17 protein-coding genes are annotated in these 18,530 nt (G+C 61.5%); 16 read left to right on the forward strand and 1 reads right to left on the reverse strand.

Going from position 1 to position 18,530, the window contains the following annotated elements:
• Positions 1-110: 110 nt before the first annotated feature.
• Positions 111-500, reverse strand: a complete 390-nt coding sequence (locus RKE25_RS22665) for a hypothetical protein (RefSeq protein ID WP_311842475.1) — start codon at positions 498-500, stop codon at positions 111-113.
• Between the two features lie 292 nt (positions 501-792).
• Here RKE25_RS22665 and RKE25_RS22670 point away from each other — a divergent pair, with 292 nt between their 5' ends.
• The 16 genes from RKE25_RS22670 (at position 793) to RKE25_RS22745 (ending at position 18,482) form a co-directional block, all read left to right on the forward strand.
• The gene (locus RKE25_RS22670) at positions 793-1,644 is read left to right on the forward strand and encodes a hypothetical protein (RefSeq protein ID WP_311842476.1); all 852 of its coding nucleotides are present in this window, start codon (positions 793-795) and stop codon (positions 1,642-1,644) included.
• A gap of 68 nt (positions 1,645-1,712) precedes the next feature.
• Positions 1,713-2,798 (forward strand): AAA family ATPase, encoded by a 1,086-nt coding sequence (locus tag RKE25_RS22675; protein WP_311842477.1) that lies wholly within the window; start codon positions 1,713-1,715, stop codon positions 2,796-2,798.
• Positions 2,799-2,807: 9 nt separating this feature from the next.
• On the forward strand, positions 2,808-3,488 hold the full coding sequence (locus RKE25_RS22680) for a hypothetical protein (RefSeq protein ID WP_311842478.1): 681 nt from the start codon (positions 2,808-2,810) through the stop codon (positions 3,486-3,488).
• 281 nt (positions 3,489-3,769) lie between these two features.
• Positions 3,770-4,777: a DUF3150 domain-containing protein gene (locus tag RKE25_RS22685; RefSeq protein WP_311842479.1), complete on the forward strand. Its 1,008-nt coding sequence runs from the start codon at positions 3,770-3,772 to the stop codon at positions 4,775-4,777.
• A gap of 13 nt (positions 4,778-4,790) precedes the next feature.
• Complete coding sequence (locus RKE25_RS22690) at positions 4,791-6,656, forward strand: hypothetical protein (protein ID WP_311842480.1); 1,866 nt, start codon at positions 4,791-4,793, stop codon at positions 6,654-6,656.
• Positions 6,657-6,914: 258 nt separating this feature from the next.
• Positions 6,915-7,637: a hypothetical protein gene (locus RKE25_RS22695; RefSeq protein WP_311842481.1), complete on the forward strand. Its 723-nt coding sequence runs from the start codon at positions 6,915-6,917 to the stop codon at positions 7,635-7,637.
• Positions 7,638-7,645: 8 nt separating this feature from the next.
• Entirely contained in the window at positions 7,646-8,911 is a 1,266-nt protein-coding gene (locus tag RKE25_RS22700; protein ID WP_311842482.1) for a toprim domain-containing protein, read from the forward strand.
• Positions 8,911-9,207 carry a hypothetical protein gene (locus RKE25_RS22705; RefSeq protein WP_311842483.1) on the forward strand — a complete coding sequence of 99 codons (297 nt, stop codon included), beginning with the start codon at positions 8,911-8,913 and terminating at the stop codon, positions 9,205-9,207. The genes RKE25_RS22700 and RKE25_RS22705 overlap by 1 nt, the downstream gene beginning before the upstream one ends.
• A gap of 128 nt (positions 9,208-9,335) precedes the next feature.
• A complete protein-coding gene (locus RKE25_RS22710) occupies positions 9,336-10,097 on the forward strand; it encodes a DUF6338 family protein (protein ID WP_311842484.1) in 762 nt (253 codons plus the stop codon).
• A 502-nt stretch (positions 10,098-10,599) separates the two neighbouring features.
• Positions 10,600-12,975 carry an ATP-dependent helicase gene (locus RKE25_RS22715; RefSeq protein ID WP_311842485.1) on the forward strand — a complete coding sequence of 792 codons (2,376 nt, stop codon included), beginning with the start codon at positions 10,600-10,602 and terminating at the stop codon, positions 12,973-12,975.
• 90 nt (positions 12,976-13,065) lie between these two features.
• Positions 13,066-14,415: a hypothetical protein gene (locus RKE25_RS22720; RefSeq protein WP_311842486.1), complete on the forward strand. Its 1,350-nt coding sequence runs from the start codon at positions 13,066-13,068 to the stop codon at positions 14,413-14,415.
• A gap of 47 nt (positions 14,416-14,462) precedes the next feature.
• Positions 14,463-14,975: a hypothetical protein gene (locus RKE25_RS22725; RefSeq protein WP_311842487.1), complete on the forward strand. Its 513-nt coding sequence runs from the start codon at positions 14,463-14,465 to the stop codon at positions 14,973-14,975.
• A gap of 77 nt (positions 14,976-15,052) precedes the next feature.
• Positions 15,053-15,937 (forward strand): hypothetical protein, encoded by an 885-nt coding sequence (locus RKE25_RS22730; RefSeq protein ID WP_311842488.1) that lies wholly within the window; start codon positions 15,053-15,055, stop codon positions 15,935-15,937.
• Between the two features lie 54 nt (positions 15,938-15,991).
• Complete coding sequence (locus RKE25_RS22735) at positions 15,992-16,222, forward strand: hypothetical protein (protein ID WP_311842489.1); 231 nt, start codon at positions 15,992-15,994, stop codon at positions 16,220-16,222.
• 75 nt (positions 16,223-16,297) lie between these two features.
• Positions 16,298-17,689: a replicative DNA helicase gene (dnaB, locus tag RKE25_RS22740; RefSeq protein WP_311842490.1), complete on the forward strand. Its 1,392-nt coding sequence runs from the start codon at positions 16,298-16,300 to the stop codon at positions 17,687-17,689.
• A gap of 154 nt (positions 17,690-17,843) precedes the next feature.
• Positions 17,844-18,482 (forward strand): hypothetical protein, encoded by a 639-nt coding sequence (locus RKE25_RS22745; RefSeq protein WP_311842491.1) that lies wholly within the window; start codon positions 17,844-17,846, stop codon positions 18,480-18,482.
• The last annotated feature ends 48 nt before the right edge of the window (positions 18,483-18,530 follow it).

Raw genomic sequence — 18,530 nt, forward strand, 5'->3', positions numbered from 1 at the left:
ACCACCACATCGCCCGGCGTCGTGTCTACGACGCCGGGCACTCACCGATCTACCAGTGCCGAGCTGACCTCCGTCCGGGGCCAGCTCGCCACTTCTCTTTCTTTGGACCCCTATTCCTTCCCTGGTGCCCGCGGGCGCCCAGGGACGCCGTACAGCGCGTCCAAGATGACGTCCTGTTCGAGATTCAGCTCCGGCAGTTCCGCGAGGGGAGGGAGCATCCGCGACTGTCCGGTCGGCATGAAGCAATTCTTGCCCGAGCGATGAAAGGCCGTACCCCCACTGCTGCCCGCTCGCGAGAGCACGACGCGCCGCTGCTTGCCGACATTGACTGCCTCGACCCGCGCGAGCCTGTAGTGAGTTATGCCCCCATGGGTGCTCAGAATCGTCATGACCTCACCAACGTCAAGCGGCTTCTCGATGATGTACTCCTTAACCTTCTCTTCGGTCCAGCCAAAGAGAGGGAATCCCTCGGGAGCAGGGATCGTTACGTGACGCGGCATGTTTTCTGTTCCTCCGTGAAGGGCAACTGTTGAGCATAGCGGCCGTTTGGCTGCCGTCTAAACGGGACACGTGATCCATTGCCGACACGACCTCCCTGTGGTAATAATTTGCACACCGGGCAACCCTCCTCTGGCTGCTTCGGTTCGTTTTCTACCTGCCTCGCAGGTGATACCCCCGCTGAGGGTCACAGTCAGCACGTTGGAATCCTTCCAACGTAACCCCACCCGGCCGGGCTGAGTTCCCGCTCCGGGACTCCTCTCGGCCGTTCTTGCAGCCAGAGGAGATCCACCCATGTTTAAGTTCGCGACCCACGTGGTTGCGCGGCTTCGCACGCCCGTTCTCGTCCGTGCACGCCGCATCGTCGCCGCTCATCGTCTGGAAGAAACCCCGACCGAGCAGCACCGCATCGAAGTCCATCAGCTCCTATTGTTCGCCAGCGAAGGCGGCAAACAGAAGCGCCAACGCAAGGCAGCTCCGAAGCAGCGTCGCATTAAGGGAAAGCAGTACAGCCTGAAACTGAAGTGCCGCGCCACGCCTCGGAAGATCGCCTACCGTCCACACGCGACCAAGGAAGAATCCAGCAACGCGCTCGACTGGAGTGAGCAGGGCATGTACCGCCTGCATTCGATTCTGCTCAAGGAATCGATGGAATCGCTCAAGGCCATGTGTGAGAAGAAGTCCACTCGCGCTGCTGAAATCATCGCCTGGATGTTTCGCAACGAACCTGGTGCCACGTTCTCGTTCGAGGAGTGCTGCCGGCTGTTCAACATGGAGATGAAGGATCCCGATTCGGGCGAATTCATCGACGTTGGCCAGCAGGACCCGGACATCCTTCGTAGCATGGCCAAGCGCTGGATCGCCAACGCGTACGGAGCAGAACTGCCCCACGCACAGGTGCTCCGCGAAGCCATCCTGGCCGCCGAATCTGGTGACCACGACGCAATCGAATGGATCCTCTCCGATCAGCAGACCCCGCTGTCGTTCGTCGAATGTGCCGATGCCCTTGGCTTCGACCCAGAAGACGCCCGCACGGAAGTCCGCTTGCCGCAACCTCAGCTCAACGTCGATCCGCTCGACTCGGGCATCCAACGCATCATCGACCGCGTGTTCGGTCACCCATCGCGGGCAGCACTCGCTGCCTGACAACCCCACCGGGGAGATCACTCCTCCCCAGGGCGTGATCTCTCCTTTCTAAATCTCTGGAGAGAACTATGTACAACCACGCCCTTGCCAACCTCGCTCTCTCGCCCGCAGCACTGCAGGCACAGCAGAACGACTTCCCGGAACTTTTCGCCGCCAACACCGAAGGCCGCACGTACCAGATCACGACCAGTGACCTGGGCACGCTTGGTATGCCGCAGTACGCCGACCAAGCCTGCTACGTCTACGCTGGCACGAAGGAGCATAAGCACCTCAGTCCCATCAACGACCGCTACGTTTTCGATGATCTTGAGCTTGACCGGCTCATCAACATCGTGATGAATCGGGAGTGGGAGCGTCTGCCGTCCCAGCCACGCCGCGGTATCCTTCTTATGGGTCCCAAAGGCGTCGGCAAGACGACGTACATCCAGCAGCGACTTGCGCGACAGGGCATCCCCTGTCCCAAGATCAGCTGGGGTCCGAGCATGACTGCTGGTGACGCCCTCTATCAGCGAACGCTGGTCGGCGGTGACATCGTCGCGGAGCCCGGGACGCTGTGGCTGGCTGCCGAAGGTGGCTATCCGTGCTGCATCGAAGAGATCGATCTATCCCAGCCAGGCGAACTGGCTGCGTTGAACGAACTCATCGACAACGGCACTTACACCATTCCGGAGTCCGGCGACGTTATCGTGGCTAAGCGAGGCTTCTGCGTTTTCGCCACCTGCAACTCGCGCTTCATCGAGGATCGGGATGGTGGCTACGCAGGTACCCGTCAGCAGAATGTGTCCGTGCTGGACCGCTTCTACAAGCACGTGATGGAACACGCGACCCAGGAACGCGAGAAAGACTTCATCCTCTCGATGTTTCCGGACACCGACCCCGACGTGGCAGCGCAGTACGCCAAGTTCGCCGATCACCTCCGCAAGGCAAAGGGAGATACCGGTTTCGTCGATCAGACCAGCAAGACGCACCGGCTGACGCTTGATTTCGGCCGTCGCAACCTGATCGATTGGCTGGAAATGGTCGAGATGATGTCCTACCTGGAGAAGCCCGGTTTCAACGTGCCGATGTATGCGTTGAAGCCCGTCTACTCAGCTGTCCTCAGCGACGCTGAGCAGCAGACCGTCAAGGCGCTCTTCGACCTCGCCACGGGCTAAGGGAACATCATGATCGAACTTCGACTTGAAGGCGACAGCAAGCCTATCGTTGCCCGCGTGGTAGTGGAGTCCGATGGAAGCGTCAGTGTTGGTGAGGGGTCAACCCTCGCCAAACTGCGCAACCAGACGACACCGCCGTCTCTCATCTCCGGTTCGGTAACGGAGTTCGTTAAAGCCAAAGTCCAAGAACTCCTGGATCGCGGCTTCTACGTTCACAACACCGACGACGCGAAAGAGGATCAAATCTCCTTCTCGTTGACGGGATCCGAAACCGACCCGGCCGCCGGCGTTTACTTCGACGCAATCTGGGAGAGCTTGGCTCTCCTGGGTATCGACGTAGGAAGCACCGCCGGAAAAGATGTCACGGATGCGAAGTGGATTCTCGGAGGAGTCCAGGTTCACTACAGCAACACGCCGCAAAGGCACAAGCTGACGTGCCTGGCCCCCCGACAGTTCGCTGACTCGGTAGCCCTGTTGTTCGCGCTCACCGCAGGCACGACGCCGACGATCACTAATGGAGCCAACGCTCAGGTGAGGATCGGCGATCTGCTGGCGGCACCCACCGTCACGAAGCACCTGACCGACGACATCCTCGAACGCCTCTATGTGACTCGCGCCCTCAAACGGCCGATGCGCGTAGGGAGCGGAAAAGGTGCCAACCGTCGACCCGGCCTTCGCATGACGATCTAACCAAACGAGACAGAGGTGCCTTCGGGCACCTTTGTCCAACTCTCACTCCTTCGCAGTGCGCACCCACGCGGCGCGCACCGTCAAGCAGTGGCGGTATCACTTTTCGCAAGCGTCGCTTGCAGAAACCTACGCAGGAGGTCACAGCCTGCATTTCACCTTTGCCCTCATCGGGACGACTCGTTCCTCCCGGTTGGGGAGAACCTCGTCCCGAGACCGGCACATCCGGCTCGCGCATCCGGATGCCATTTCTTCTAGGGAAGCGCATCCCAGAGGTTCCTACCATGATCAATCCCACCACCCACCAGACTCTTCCGTCCAACCACCTCGTCATCATCAATAGCAACCTCCAGGTCTGGAGCGGCACCGTCAAAGTCCAACGCGAGCAAGATCTGCCCGACGTTGACCAAGACAAACTTCCTCCGAAGACCCTGGTATCCGACGGCCGCAAGGTCCTCATTGACTCCAAAGAGCTCGCCGGTATGGAGAGCGTCCGTAAGGCCATTGAGCGATTCTTGAAAGAGGAGGGTTTCTCCTTCCGCGGTGCCGGCGGCATTGCGGTGACGCACGAGAAATACGAAGAGTTCATGGCGAAGGCTCCCGAGTTCGAACAGAACTTCAAGGACGCCCTCGACACGCTCATCGAGCGTCTTCCCGAGGCCTATCAGGCTCAGGAAGACAAGTACCCCGATTGGGCATTCATGCTCGCTCAGTCGCGTCCCACCGACACGCAGATCCGGAACCGTTGCAAGTTTGGTCTCGGCATATTTCAGCTCGCGCCTCCTGACCCGAAGAACCCTGGCAGTGCCGGCAACGCCTACTACCAGGACATGTTGGATCAGGCTCTACCCGAGATGCTGAAGTCGATCAGCGCTGCGGCTGACAAGCAGCTCGAAAAGGTACGCGGTAAGTCCCGCATGCTTCAGTCCCAGCTCGACAACGTTCGCGGCTTGGTAAAGAAGCTGAAGGCTTTCGCTTTCCTCAACGACGACATCGCTCCGGCTGCTGACGCACTGGCCGCGGTGCTCACCAAGCTGCCGCTGCAAGGCACGCTCAACATGGCCAACACGCTCTTGTGCGTCACGGTCCTGGAGCAGCTCGCAAATCCTCACCAGCTCCTCGCCAACGGCAAGGCGGCTCTCGAGGACCACTTGCAGCAAGAGGACGACCTGTTCGTCCAGCCTGAGCTCTCGATCCCGGCCACCGACGACGTCACCGTCGCCGAGCCGGTCCCCACCACCCCTGTTGTGTCCGCACCGGCGCGTCGCCGTGGCTTGACCATGACCATGTAAGGAGATAGCCCTCATGCAGATCCAAGACCATAAGCAGTATCTGCGTGACGTGTTCCTCGGTGCCGCTCTGCGGCCCGAGGACATGAAACGCTCCTGTCGCGCCGTCCTCGGCTCGCTCCCCATCCTTGCCAACACACTCGTCGGTGAGTTGGGCAAGAACGTACGCATCAAGCACGGCCACGAGCTCGGTGCGACGGATGGCGAGACCATCTACCTGATGGACCTCCCCGTACCGGCGGACGAAACGGACGTGGATACGTTTGTGCTCATGCTGACGTTGGCCTATGGCCTTCTCCACCATGAACTCGGGCACATCGAGGACTCTGATTTCTCGGTGGTGGGCAAGGCGCAGAAGGGCGATCCACTGACCTACCGCATCCTTGGCATCATCGAAGACGTCCGAGAGGAGAATGAGCACATCCGGAAGTACGGCGGTGCTCGCAAGTACCTCGACGCCCTCAACCACGCGATGTTCGTGACAGGGCACTACGCTGACTCCAAACCAACGGACGCGCCCATCACCGCGTTCACCAACTACCTTGCTCATCGTGCATGGTGCGACCACCGGGGGACCCGTTCCCTGGGAAGTTCGGCCATTGCTGCAGAGGAAGTGGTCAAGGAGATGTTTCCTGCCACGCTCCTCACACGTCTCGATGCGATCCTTCCGCGTATTGGATCGCTCATCGATACGGAGGACGCCTACGCCCTTTCAGGGCAAATTCGCGACCTTCTGGTGGATGAGATCGAGAAGGCAAAGCAGCAGCAGAGCCAGCAGCCCAGTCCGTCCGGCCAGTCCGGGCAGTCCGGAAACGCCGGCGATGACGATGACGGTGACCAGAGTCAGGATGGCCAGCAACCGTCTTCGGACGGCGACGATGGCCGAACTGGGTCCGATCAGGACGATGGTGACCGCCCTCAGCAAGATGGCCAAGATCAGGAGCCGAGTACCGGTGATGATCTGGCTGGCCAGATTGCCGCTATGGAAGCCGTTTTGCAGGGTCAGGACATCGACCAGGCATACGGCGACAAGGGTGATGTTATCCGAGCCGCGCTGAAGCAGATCATCGCTGAAGTGGAGGACGATGGCGACGGTGACTGCGAAACGCTGCAGATGACCGGTGAGGCGCTCACGATCGATGTCACGTCCTCGACGGATGGCATCGAGCTCGCCCCTGAACCGTACGACATGGGCCAAGCGTTGGCTGTGACAGGTCCGCTCCGCATGAAGCTCACGGCTGAAATGCAGGCGAACGCACACCGCAATACGAGCATCCAAACGAAGGGTCGCAAGATCTCCAACCGCCACCTTGCCCGCGTGGGAACAGGGGATGGAAGGATCTTCAAGCACCTCTCGGAGGTCATCGAGGTCAACACCGCTGTTGCGTTTGCAGAGGACATATCCGGTTCAATGCAAACCCAGCAGCGCATTGTCCTCAGCTCGCAGGCGCTATACGCGAGTTGCGTTGCCCTGGACGGGATCGATGGCGTCGATTGTGGCGCGATCACCTTTCCGGGTAACCAGATCCTCAAGCCGTTCGGTAAGAAGGCGAGGCACTGCATGGACCAGTTCAACCTTGCAGCGCCGGGCTACTCAACGCCGATGCACGAGGGGATCACGCTGGCACACCGCATGCTCCTCAAGACCGGTCGCGACCGCATGGTGTTGATCGTCAACACCGACGGTGAGCCGGATTCGCGCCAACTCACACAGATGGCGATCGAGACTGCCGAGAATGACGGTATCGAGGTCTACGGCCTCGGAATCGGCACCGACGCAGGAAAGGGGCTCTTTAACCACTGGCTTTCGATCACGGAAGTGGGCGAATTGCCGCTAACTTTGATGGCACTACTCAGACAGCGCTTGCTTCGGGCTGCCTGATTGCGAAGGCCGCTCCCCAGACTATCGGGGAGCGGCACTCGCTCTTATGATGGAACCAAGAGCGCATCGGGAAGGGCTGCCCTTCCTCATGTTCTTTACGTGGCCTGCCACGAGAAGGTAATCGGAGCCTCACAGTCCGACCCGCACCACCCGATCTGGCAATGCCGGATCTCATCCCGACTCGCGCCAATCGGCGCTCACCCTCTGCGGGCCAATTCGCCCGCACGGGCATTGGTTCGCTCCTAATAGGAGTTCCCCATGTCCCATCAGTCCCTGACTGACGCACTACTGCGGCTGTTCGACGCCTTTGGCATTCATCTCGACAGCCTGACCGTCGATCCTTCGCGATCGCCGTTTCGCCTGAGCTTCACCACCGCTTCGTTCTCCCGGCTCCACCTGGCCAAGCAATTGGCTGCGATGGGGTGCCTCACCGCCGTTTCCCTCCTTCGAGAATCCCGCGTCCAATACTGGTCCGGCGACATCGACATCGAGGGTGTCTGTGGCGATGCAATGCCTGGCCACCCGGCCAATCATCCCGACAAGGTCGAAGCCATCAGGGCAGCGGCAGCCAGCATCTTCAACGAGGCCCACGGCAAAGCTGAAATGCTGCTCCAGCGCCTGGCCAGCCATCTCAAGATCAACCGTTGTCAGGTCGCCCGAAGGGCTTCCAATGACGGTCACGTGATTGAGGTCGCTTACGTCAGCAGCCTGAGTGATCCCTTCCACGGGGCGCGCTCTGGAGCCGCACTGCAGAAGTTGGAAGCACTCGCCTCCAGTGAAACAGTGTTCTGCGACATGGTCGTCAGCGTACGCGATCCGCTCGGTGCGCCTCTCTCAGAGGTTCGCTGCGAAGGTCTCACCATTCATCTCGATCCGGATTCCCCGTCTTTCCGGTATGCCAACGGTCTGCGCCGCGCTGCGGTTCACCAGGCTGTACAGACGGCTCACTTTGCGCACGCAACTTCGCGCGCGGCCCATTAGGAAAATCTATGTACCAGAGCGAAGCAGATATTCGGCGAAAGCGCGAAGAGAACTACCGGCGAGAGAAGGAAATCACTGAGCAGTTGCTGAGGAACCTCAAGGGTCGTTGGGGCTCTGTGTTGGCGGGGATCATTCCCGGCATGCAGGACGCCATCAACGCCGGACCGCGCAAGAAAGTCGCGTGCCCCATCAACAATCATGGCGATGGGAAGCTGACCAAGAAGGTGTTGGGCGACGGTCGTGTGCAGGTGAAGAAGTCCGAACCGGACTTCCGCATCGGCAAGGACTTCGAGGAGACTGGGCACTGCATCTGCACCTGCGACAACACGATGGCCAACGGCTTTCGCGTGATCATGGTGTATCACAGCTGCACGTTCATGGAAGCTAAGCAGATGGTCATCGACTTTCTCGGCGGTTCGCTCGTTGCGGATCACGTCAAGAAGGTCGAGCGTCCAGAGGCGAGCCCCGAGGAGATCGCAAGGGCCGACGCTAAGGTCCGCGATCGTCTGAATTGGATGTGGGAAGGGACATTCGACCCCAAGCACCCCCGCTCTCAGCCGATGCGCAACTGGATCGAGTCGCGCGGTCTGCCCGATTGCTCCGACATCCAGAACGTCCGTTTCCACCCCAGCCTTCGCTATGTGGATCCGCAGCCCGTGGGCGACCTCGGAAAGTTTCCAGCGCAGGTTGCACTGCTGGAAGACATCAACGGCCGACCCGTAACCCTCCATCGCACCTACCTCAAGCGTGACGGCCGAGGGAAGGCCGATGTACCCAAGGCACGTAAGCAGGAGACCCATGTCTCAGATCGTGCACCAAGCGGCTGCGCCGTTCGTCTGGACACTTTCCAGTTTCCCGTCCTGGGAATTGGTGAGGGCCTGGAGTCGTCGTATGCAGCAAGGGCCATGGTCCGTGACCTTGGCATTCCGATGTGGTCGACGCTGGACGCCGGCCTGCTCCGTAACGTTGTTCTGCCCGACTGGGCCAAAGTCGTAATTGTGTTTGGCGACCGAGACCGCGGCATGGCAGGGCAGGTATCAACGTACGAGCTGGTTGACCGGGCTCGCAACGAAGGGCGGCGTGCGACGGGTTTGCTCCCGCCGTTCGCTATCCCTGAAGACGCGAAGTCCATCGACTGGGACGACGTCGTGCGCGTGATGGGTTTGGAAGCTGCAAAGCGACTGCCCATTTTCCTGCAGTGGAAGATGAAGCTGCGCCAGGTCCTTCGGGAAATGGGGCAGCCGATCGAAGCACTTGAACGGATGGCTGCGTAATGATTCGGGACTATTCGCGAATCGACACAGCACCGGGCGCCGAGGGCGAGAACGCAATGTTCTCGCCCCCGGCGAACTTCGCAGGTGACCGTCGCGAATACCTGGCGTGGCTAAAGACAGAGCGTGAGCAGCAGCTTCGTTTCATGGCTAGGATCTTCTGCGGTCCAAATCGCTGCCTGAACCTCACCGTCGTTGGCCACTACAAGGAGGCCTTCGAGGCGGCGTTCGAACGAGTGTGCCAACAACGAGAACGAGACCTCGCCGCTTTCAGGCGCGGACTCACCAACGGCGCCTAGCGCGTCAAGACCGGGCACAGCAACCGCTGCGCTTACACCACCACCCCACGGGGAGCACTCTCCCCAAGGGGAAGGTGCGCCCGTGGGTTTCTAAACAGCCGGTCCGCCGGCATTGGAGACAGAAACCTATGGAGTTCCTTACCACCCTCAAGGGCCTTTTGGTGGTCATTCTGACCATCACGCCCGGGTACGTGTTTGGGCGTTGCCGTCGGCGTTTTAGCGTCGTAGATGACCCCAAGGACATCAACAACGCAGTGGTCCAGTGGCTCGTCCACAGCCTCATCATGGTTGCACTCAGTTGGGTGCTACTTGCATGGGCTGGGCTTGATCCTTCCTCACTGCTCAAGACTAAGTCGGCAAACGAGCTAGCGCTTGCTCTGCTCGGTTCCCCGATCACCTGGGGTCTGACGATCTTCGTGATTCCGGCGGTCGCCGGTTTCGTGTCGGCTGTCAGCATTCGCTACAACCTCGTCTCGCTCCCCTTCCGCTTGATCGCCGTGCTCGCACGACGCATCAGTAAGGGCACGTGGGATCTGCATCGGCTCCAGCCGCTGCCGAGCTTCGTGAACGCGTGGGACGCCGCGTGGCTAACGCTGAACTCTGGGGACACCCGGGTGGTCATCGTGGGACTCGAGGACGGCACAACCATCACCGGGCTCTATGACGGCCGAGCAGCGACCAGTCGAAGTGATCGCTACACCGACATTTACCTAAGCCGATTGGGAACGGTGGACGAGTCGGGTACTATCAAGCTGCAACCGGCGTCGGATGGCGTGTTCATCCGTGGCAGCCGTATCGTATGGATGCAGCTCTGGCAGCTACCCGAGGTAGGACATGGAACTCAGGACGGTATGGAAGACCCTTCAGAAGGGGGTGCACGCCATGATTGAGCAGGATAAGCGGTACGGCAATGCGCCGTTGCTCCTTCCTCGTTCATCCCGTGGCCCTGCTGTTTCGAGTTCCGAACGGGCCCTCATCCCCACCGGACTGAATCTGTCCGATGCGGGGTTAGACACTAGCCAGGTTGTCCGGCAGAAGTTCAACCAGGTTGCCCTCAAGGCAGCCAAACTGCCGCACTAACCCATCACCCTTGACCCCGTGGGCGCCGCGAAAGCGGCGACCCACGGCCGTCATCTCTCCGAGAGACAGAAGCGCGGGCGCTGATCCATGAATCCAACTCCCCGGGTTCATTGCTGAGCTTCCGCCAAAGGCGAGCACCGGGTCACGGTGCGATTGCCACGGCAATCCCTTCCGTCCACTGACGTCTCAGGCCGCGACACAAACGCCGCCTAATTTTTACGTCCAGCAGGCACGGTCAAGAATCCTTACGACCTTCGCGTCCGTCGCGCCCCCGCGCGTACGGCCGCTTTTCTATGCATGGAGAACGCGCCCGTGAGCAGTGGCGGAAAAAGGGAACTGACAGAAGAGCAGAAGGCAGTGGTCCGCCATCAGCATGGCCACGCCCTGGTCGAAGCTGGCCCCGGATCGGGCAAGACGACGGTTTTGGTGGCCAAGCTACGTCGCATGATCAAGACGGGCTCCAATCCCTCGACCATGCTGGTCCTGATGTTCAACAAGAGCGCGCAGGTGAGCTTCGAGGCGAGGCTTCAGCGCGCCATCGGCGACGCCAGCGCGATCCCCGAAGTCAAAACCCTGCACTCGGTTGGCTACCGCATCCTCAAGGGTTTGGTGGCCTGTGGCGCGTTACCGCGCGAGAAGTTGGTGACCTCAGGCAAGACTGAAGACGGGTTCGCCCGCAAGGCCCTCAAAGCCGCGTGGATGCAGGCTGGCAAGGGCGGCTTCTTCACACCGGCCGAGTTCCAGGGGTTCAAGCAGTTCATCACGCTGGTGAAGGCGCAGCTTGAGAGCGCGGAAACCGTCTTCGACAACGGCAACTTCAACCATGATTGCCGGCCCTACGTGCAGGCGTTCTACGCGCTGGTCCGCGAGCAGGCACAACGGGGCGTCATCTTCTTCGACGACCTGATCTATCGGCCTATGTGCTTCCTCGAAGATCATCCCGATCTGTGGCACATGTTCGCTGACCGCTACGACGACATCCTCGTCGACGAGTTTCAGGACATCAACGCGATTAGCTTCTACATGGTCAAGGGCCTGGTAGGCAGCCGCGCGTCATGTGTGTGCGTGGGTGACAGTCGCCAGGCGATCTATGGCTTCAGGGGAAGTCGAGTCTCGCTGATGACGAAGGAGTTCGAAAAGGTCTTCTCTCCGTGCGTGAAGTACCCGATGAGTCGCACGTTTCGCTTTGGCCACGAGGTGGCCATGCTCGCCAACAACGCGATCACTCTGGGCAAGGATCTCCCGGACGGGCTCGTTATCGCGCACAACGAGAATCCACAGACGCGCGTTGAACGCATGCCGCTGAAGCCCGGCAAAGACTCCGGGGTTGTCGAGCTGCTCGCGGCGTACGCGAACGCAGGACGGCTCCGCGAAACCGCAATGCTGGCGCGCAACTTCAGTCACCTTGTTCCCTATGAGATTGAGCTGGCCGAGGCCGGCATTCCGTACCACGTCTATGGCCGCGTCGGGCTGCTGTTCCTTCCTGAGATTGCTGCGCTCGTCTGCGCGGTGAGCCTGGTCGCGAACTATTGGATCATCGATCCGGATGATCGCGGACACTTCATCTTCTCCCTCCTAACGACACCTAGCCCGTTTGTATCGTTCGATGTACTGGCCGACATCGCAGACGAGATGGAGCCGTATCTCGAAGGTCCAGAGCGGGGCCGGCTTCCGCAGATCCTGGCCAAGGCGGCAAACGCGATGCGGGCCGAGAACCAGCGCGGTGCGAAAGCGCTTGACGAGCGCGCGGACGTGCTGCGCCTCCTGACGGGCGGATCGCTGGCCAACACTCCGGCGGCGACCATCGTGAAGGCGTACATCGCCCACACGCGCATGCGTGAAGTGATCGAGCGCGCGGCAGCCACTCCCGAGCAGGCGCAGGAGTCGCTGGGCAACCTGGATGCCTTCGTGAAGCTCGCTGAGCGCGCAGGGTCGGTTGACGCGTTCATGGAGATCCTCACACCCATGGCCGCGCTCAAGGAAGAGAAGCCGCCGGAGGGTGACCACGCGGCGCTGACGACCCTGCACCGAAGCAAGGGGCTTGAATGGCCTCTGGTGATGATGGTGGGGCTAACGCGCGGCGTCTTCCCATCGGGGCAGCCGGACAGCGATGAAGAGGAGGAGCGCCGGCTCTACTTCGTCGGCGTCACGCGCGCCATGCAGCGCCTAGTGCTCTTCCACCCCCATGATGAGACGCTGGAGAGGACCATTCGTGAACCCGAGTGGCATCCGGGCGTCAATGACATCCGGACCGCGAGTCCCTATCTCTATGACTCGGACCTCGCGCCTGTGGCCAGCGCTCGCAAGCTGATCGAGGCCGATGCCGTCGGTACCATCACGATGCGGCATGACCGCGCGATGGGTGAGTACATGGCCACGACCGGTGCGCGCGTTTCGGTAGAACTCACACCCCAAGCGCAGGCCCTTCAGAAGCGCGCCGCGACCGGACTGCTTCACGGCATCATTGAGCCTGGTCACCGGCCCAAGGACGGCGGCGAGTACTTCCATCCGGACCACGGCCATTGCGTTGTCACTGCGGTGCTCAGCAGCCCGATCTGCATGCTGCGCAAGCGGGACACCGGCGAGGTGTTCACGGAGGTCTTGCAGCACGGCGGCGAGTGGACGATTCCCCCTAAACGGGCAGATGCAGAAACCGAGCCCACGTTTGGACTCGTCAAATCTGCCTGATATACGTGGATTGGATAGCAGGCGAAACCGTCGCAAATCTTGGGACGACATGCTGCAATTCTGGAACACGGTAAAACGGGCGAGGCCTGCATGGATTCGATCAATCTCACCACCTTCAACAACGCTGCCACGGCACTCGGCCTCCAGCCCATCGCGAGCGATCACGGGTTCGCTTCGCTGCAGCGGGCGGTCGGCAACCACTTGGACGACGTCGTGAAGGTCGCCTGCAATGGCGGTGAGCAAGGTTCGAAGTGGCTCTCGCGCTACGTGACCGCCACTCGCTTTCTTGAGGCACTGCGCAAGGTCGGCTTCGACCGCGCCACGTTCGAGCAGGCGTTCCGCGTCCTGATTGCTCAGGGACCCGACCGCGTCCGCAACGTCACGACCATGGCTCTGCGCAACGACGGGACCGCCAAGCGCGACATCACGCAGTGGCTTCTCGACGCCGCCGGCGGCTCCGACCAACCGTGGATCCCGACGAATGCCCCCGCCAACGCGGCGGCGCAGGGTGCCGCTGACCAGCGCTCCCAGTCGACGCCCGTCCTGTCGAACCACAACCGTTCCATGCCACCTCCGGGGGCACCGACTGGCCAGGCACGACGTGCAGAGGAGGGGAGCGCGCCGCGCTCGCCGACCCCACGCACGCAAGAGCGTGCAGGGAACACTTCGCACGGCGGTAACCAGGGCGATGCCCAGCGCGCGACGCAGCGACCCCCGCAGGGGCAGTCGCAGCGCCCGCAGGATGCAGCCGCGGGAGAGCAGCGTGCGCCCAACCGAACCCAGTCGACGGAGCAGCCGTTTGCGCCGCGTCGCGAACAACAGCAGGGCCACTACCGTGACGATGCTGGCGATCGCGCGCCACCATCGTCCGACCAGCCGCGCGTGTACGAGTCCAAGCACGTCTACGGCGGCCGCGCTGCCTTGTGCTTCGAAGTCACGACCACTCAGGCGTCTGCCCCAACCGTGCAGATCGAGGCCGCGACGGGCCAGAACAAGAACTACAACTGGAAGGACAAGCTGATCTTCCAGCTCACCACGAGCGAGCTGCAGCTCGTCTGCTCGCTGCTCTATGGCCACATCAACAAGATCTTCCTCTCCGGCCACAACGAGAAGTGGCTGAGCGCCGAACGTCAGGAGGGTCAGTACGCGGGAACCATCAAGTTTTCGATGGGCAAGGGCAAGAGCGCGGACTTCCAACCCCGCACTGTGCAGGTGAGCTACACCGATCTCGGCGAGGTTCACTCGATGTTCGTTCGCCAAACGGCGGCGTTCCTGAAGCAGGACCCCGTCCTCGTCGAGCGCTTGGTGCGTCAGGTTGCCCAGGCATACACCGAACAGCAGGCCGCGAAGGGCGGTAACAATGGCGGCCACAGCCAGAGCCATGCCGGCGGACGCCAACCGCAGCAGCAGGGCGGCCAGCGGCGCTACGCCAACGGCTGATCAAACTTCATTCATGGCCAGGACGGCCCAGACATCGTAGGAAGCGTATGCCCAGTTCGACCATCACCATCCCCTCGTCGCCGACGACCGCGTCTGGCAACGAGCTGCTTGCCAAAGCGCGCAGGGTCGCTCGCACGTGGGCCGAGATCCTCGACACCCCGAGCAACGCCCTCTCGAATCTCCACTTCGTGATCCTCACGAAACCCGACGGCGCTGTCGCCATCGCGCAAACCGGTGGCCACGAAGGCTCCGTGGAACGGCTGCTGGGCGAACTCACTTATGCGGCCCTCCGCCCCTTTGTCGTTGTGAGCACCGTTGCCGTGGAGCAGGGCGGCGGTGCCGCGGCCGTCCCGCACATCGTCTTCCACCTGCATGAACCAACTGGCGCAGGCGCGGTGCACATCTGCCGCATCGAGCTGGACGGCGCCGTACCCGCGCTGCGCAACGCCCGAGTGCTCCTCGAGGGTGAGAGCGTTCGCGTCCCTTACTCCATTCCTTGCTGTCTTCCTGGTGCAGGGCAGGGCGCTGCCGCACGCGCTGCCGGCCAGCGCCTCCACTAAGGAACGGCGCGTCGGTGCCGATACCCATCCGGCGTCGTTCCGACGTACACATCTCCAGCCGATCTGGGCCAAGGACCATGGACGTTCAGCAGCATCCCGAGCTTGACCCAATCATCGAAGCGCTGGATTGCGCGTATCAGGGCGCACTGAACGGTCTGGAGACCTTCACCAGGCACGCCATTGCCGTCACTGACCAGCTCGCCGACCTTAAGCTGACGGTGAGCCGCCAGGATGAGCTGAGCATCGTGCCTGAGCGCGCCATGTCCCCTCAGGATGCATTCCGGCAGCTGGCGGACATTCTCGTCACGCGCGCGCGCCCGATCCTTGATCCTTTCGGGCAGAAGGCTCGCGTACGGGTCGAAGATCTGATCGACTGGACAGGCGAGCCGCCACGACACAACCTCTCTCACCTCCAGCACGGGCTGCAGAAAATCGACTATGCGCGGTCCAAGTCCCTGCGCGACTTCTTTCAGCGCGTCGTGATTCGACTCACACCCGAGGCGGTCCCCGACCACGCAAAGAGCCTAGCGGCCTTCGACCTGGTTGCCTGCATTGGTGTACCGCTCCCCAATGCCCATGTCGTTCGCTTCGCCCGAACCGATGCTGGAACGGTCGTCAGCATGCGACTCGGGCGAGAGGAGAGTCAGATGCCCTGGCACCTGACGCCGGCGCACCTGATCTCGATAGACAAGATGTTCGTCGCCCTTGCTGCGGTGTGTGCGATCGCCGGAATGGCCGCCGAGGCTGTTCAGATCACCGAGCGCGGCGAGTCGATCGTTCAACGCCTGCGCCAGTCGACCACGCAGTACAAGAGCGGTGACCAGCACGTCATTGGCTTGGCCGCGCGCATGACACTGCATCGCGACCGGATCGATATTCTCTTTGCACAAGACGTCTGGCAGGTCGTTTACGACGTCATCCGCGAATGCATCGCCGGCGTGAAGTTCATCGCCGACGCCTGACCTCAACTGACAAGGATTGTCATGCCACCAAAAGCACGATCCACGGCCCCGGCCGTGGAAACGTCGCGCACCCGCGACCCCTACCAGAACCCGCTTACCGACGACGTCCACGGCTTCGCAGATGGACGCACCATGCACGTCCTCACCCGACAAGGAAACATCGTTCACGTCGCGTCACACCGCGAGAACGACGCCGGCACCAGCTCCGCGAAGCGCCGCTACTCGCTGGAGATCTTCGCGCGCATGGCGCGAAAGGGGTTCTTGATCCGCCGCGGCGACTCCTAGCGCGCGGAGCCGTTTGGACCTGCCCGGATCGCCCCTGACACTGGCTCCAGTACGTGGTAGACGGAGTCATATGCAATGAATGCACGCGCAGCTGACCTGCCCAGTCGCTGGGAAGGAGAGCAGTCCACCCGGGTGCCACCACACTCGGAATCGGCCGAGCAGGCGGTGCTCGGCGGGCTCATGTTGTCCTCCGAGGCCTTTGACCTGGTCGGCGGGTCGCTGAGGCCCGAGCACTTCTATCAGAAGCGCCACCAAGTCCTGTACGAGGCGATCTGTGAGCTTGTAGATAAGGGCCGACCCTACGACGCCGTCACCATCTCCGACTGGATCGAGAGCAACAAGCGTGTTGTGCTCATCGATCCCGCTTACGTCATTCACCTGGCCAACACAACCCCAAGCGCCGCTAACGTGGCGGCCTATGCCGAGATCGTTCGCGAGAAGGCAAGCCTGCGCAAGTTGGCGGACGTGAGCGCCAGGATCACCGAGCAGGCACTCAACCCGCATGCTGGCTCGGCCAAGGAAGTTATCGAGCAGGCAGAGCAAGCGATCTTCCGCATTGCCGAAGCCGGTACTGGCTCCCGCAAGGAGGTATACAACTCCCGCGATGTGGCCCGCCAAGCCTTCGGCCTCATCTCCAGTCGCTTCGACAATCGTGGCCAGCTCACCGGGGTAACCACAGGATTCACAGACCTGGACAAGATCCTGTCAGGGCTGCAGCCCAGCGACCTAGTCATCGTCGCTGCACGGCCGTCGATGGGAAAGACAGCATTCTCGGTGAACATTGCAGAAGCCGCAGCCGTGAACACAAAGCGGGGGGTCGCCATCTTCTCCATGGAGATGTCCGCCGCGCAGCTCGGTTTGCGTCTCGTTTCCTCGATCGGGCGCGTCGACCAGCAGCACCTGCGCAATGGCGACATTCATGAGGAAGACTGGCCGCGAATCACTCACGCTACCAGCGTTCTCACCGAAACCAAGATTTTCATTGACGACACTCCGAGTCTCTCGCCTGTCGAGCTGCGCACACGCGCTCGCCGCCTGCACCGCGAATGTGGAGGCCTGGCGCTCGTTGTCGTGGACTATCTGCAGCTCATGCAGGTTCCCGGGAACAAGGAGAACCGCGCCACAGAGATCTCCGAGATCTCGCGCAGCCTGAAGGCTCTGGCCAAAGAACTGAACTGCCCCGTGGTCGCCCTGTCGCAGCTTAATCGCTCGCTGGAGAGTCGCGCTGACAAGCGACCGCTGCTGTCCGACCTGCGCGAATCCGGCGCGATCGAGCAGGACGCAGACGTGATCATGTTCATTTACAGGGATGACTACTACAACAAAGAGTCGCCCGATAAAGGCATGGCCGAGGTCATCGTAGGCAAGCAACGAAACGGGCCTACCGACACGGTCAAGCTCGCTTTCCTAGGAAGGTTCACAAAATTCTGCGACCTGGCGCCCTCCAGCTTTGAGGCCGGCTTTTAGTTCAGCTACCCACCTCTTTGTCAACCAAGCCCGGAAAGAGCGGGCACAAGTGCCACCGTTTCCCGCCGGGGCTGAGCAGACCGATTCCTAGACTTTGGCTCCGGGAACCACAGCGCGCCGGCTTGGCTCGCTCACAACGAAGCAGAGGACACACATGGGAAAGGACACCGTGGCCGGAGAGGCGCCTGCGGGCCGCCAGGACCAGGGCGCGCCCGACTTCAACGAAATGATCAAGGCTGCCAATGAGGAAATGGCCGCAGCCCCTACCTCAGCCCTCTCAGACGCTTTGGAACGCCTCATGGATGGCGTGAAGGCCGCCGATCCGCGCCCGTTGCAGGATAAGCCCTCATTCTGGGCCCGATTCACCGGTGCCTACCTCCAGCGACGTGTGGAGTACGCGCGTTCGCGTGAGGCGTTGCCAAACTTGGCCACTGAGGCGTCCGACGCCTGCGAGCGCGTTCGCCACCTCAAAAACGTACTTGAGGGAACAATCGCTGAAACCGAGCAAGAGCGCCTCCGGCAGACGGTACTGATGGAAGAGGGTCGCCGCGCGACCGCGTCGATTCCTTCGCACGAGCGGGACCGTCACCTCCGACGACTGGCCAACCTCGACACCTACATCCTCTCGCTGGGCCTGACCGTCGAGCAGATGCGCTTGGCCATCGCGAATTCGGACCACCTTATCGCGCGCTTTGAGGAGGCACGGGGAACGCTTCTTCCCCTGTTCGACCACCACACCTTTGCCGTTGTCGCCGGAGCAGCCCAGGGCTTCGCCAACGCACCACGTCGCTAACCTAACCCCTGCCTGTGCTGACCATCCATCAATCTTCTATCGGAGCAC

The organism is Dyella sp. BiH032 (assembly GCF_031954525.1).
Classification (GTDB): domain Bacteria; phylum Pseudomonadota; class Gammaproteobacteria; order Xanthomonadales; family Rhodanobacteraceae; genus Dyella_D.

Excerpts from the sequence above, each read along its gene's own strand:
- RKE25_RS22670 (WP_311842476.1), top strand. The coding sequence starts at position 793 with ATGTTTAAGTTCGCGACCCACGTGGTTGCGCGGCTTCGCACGCCCGTT.
- RKE25_RS22710 (WP_311842484.1), top strand. The coding sequence starts at position 9,336 with ATGGAGTTCCTTACCACCCTCAAGGGCCTTTTGGTGGTCATTCTGACC.
- RKE25_RS22665 (WP_311842475.1), bottom strand. The coding sequence starts at position 500 with ATGCCGCGTCACGTAACGATCCCTGCTCCCGAGGGATTCCCTCTCTTT.
- RKE25_RS22745 (WP_311842491.1), top strand. The coding sequence starts at position 17,844 with ATGGGAAAGGACACCGTGGCCGGAGAGGCGCCTGCGGGCCGCCAGGAC.
- dnaB (WP_311842490.1), top strand. The coding sequence starts at position 16,298 with ATGAATGCACGCGCAGCTGACCTGCCCAGTCGCTGGGAAGGAGAGCAG.
- RKE25_RS22690 (WP_311842480.1), top strand. The coding sequence starts at position 4,791 with ATGCAGATCCAAGACCATAAGCAGTATCTGCGTGACGTGTTCCTCGGT.
- RKE25_RS22685 (WP_311842479.1), top strand. The coding sequence starts at position 3,770 with ATGATCAATCCCACCACCCACCAGACTCTTCCGTCCAACCACCTCGTC.
- RKE25_RS22675 (WP_311842477.1), top strand. The coding sequence starts at position 1,713 with ATGTACAACCACGCCCTTGCCAACCTCGCTCTCTCGCCCGCAGCACTG.
- RKE25_RS22725 (WP_311842487.1), top strand. The coding sequence starts at position 14,463 with ATGCCCAGTTCGACCATCACCATCCCCTCGTCGCCGACGACCGCGTCT.
- RKE25_RS22700 (WP_311842482.1), top strand. The coding sequence starts at position 7,646 with ATGTACCAGAGCGAAGCAGATATTCGGCGAAAGCGCGAAGAGAACTAC.
- RKE25_RS22705 (WP_311842483.1), top strand. The coding sequence starts at position 8,911 with ATGATTCGGGACTATTCGCGAATCGACACAGCACCGGGCGCCGAGGGC.
- RKE25_RS22695 (WP_311842481.1), top strand. The coding sequence starts at position 6,915 with ATGTCCCATCAGTCCCTGACTGACGCACTACTGCGGCTGTTCGACGCC.
- RKE25_RS22720 (WP_311842486.1), top strand. The coding sequence starts at position 13,066 with ATGGATTCGATCAATCTCACCACCTTCAACAACGCTGCCACGGCACTC.
- RKE25_RS22730 (WP_311842488.1), top strand. The coding sequence starts at position 15,053 with ATGGACGTTCAGCAGCATCCCGAGCTTGACCCAATCATCGAAGCGCTG.
- RKE25_RS22680 (WP_311842478.1), top strand. The coding sequence starts at position 2,808 with ATGATCGAACTTCGACTTGAAGGCGACAGCAAGCCTATCGTTGCCCGC.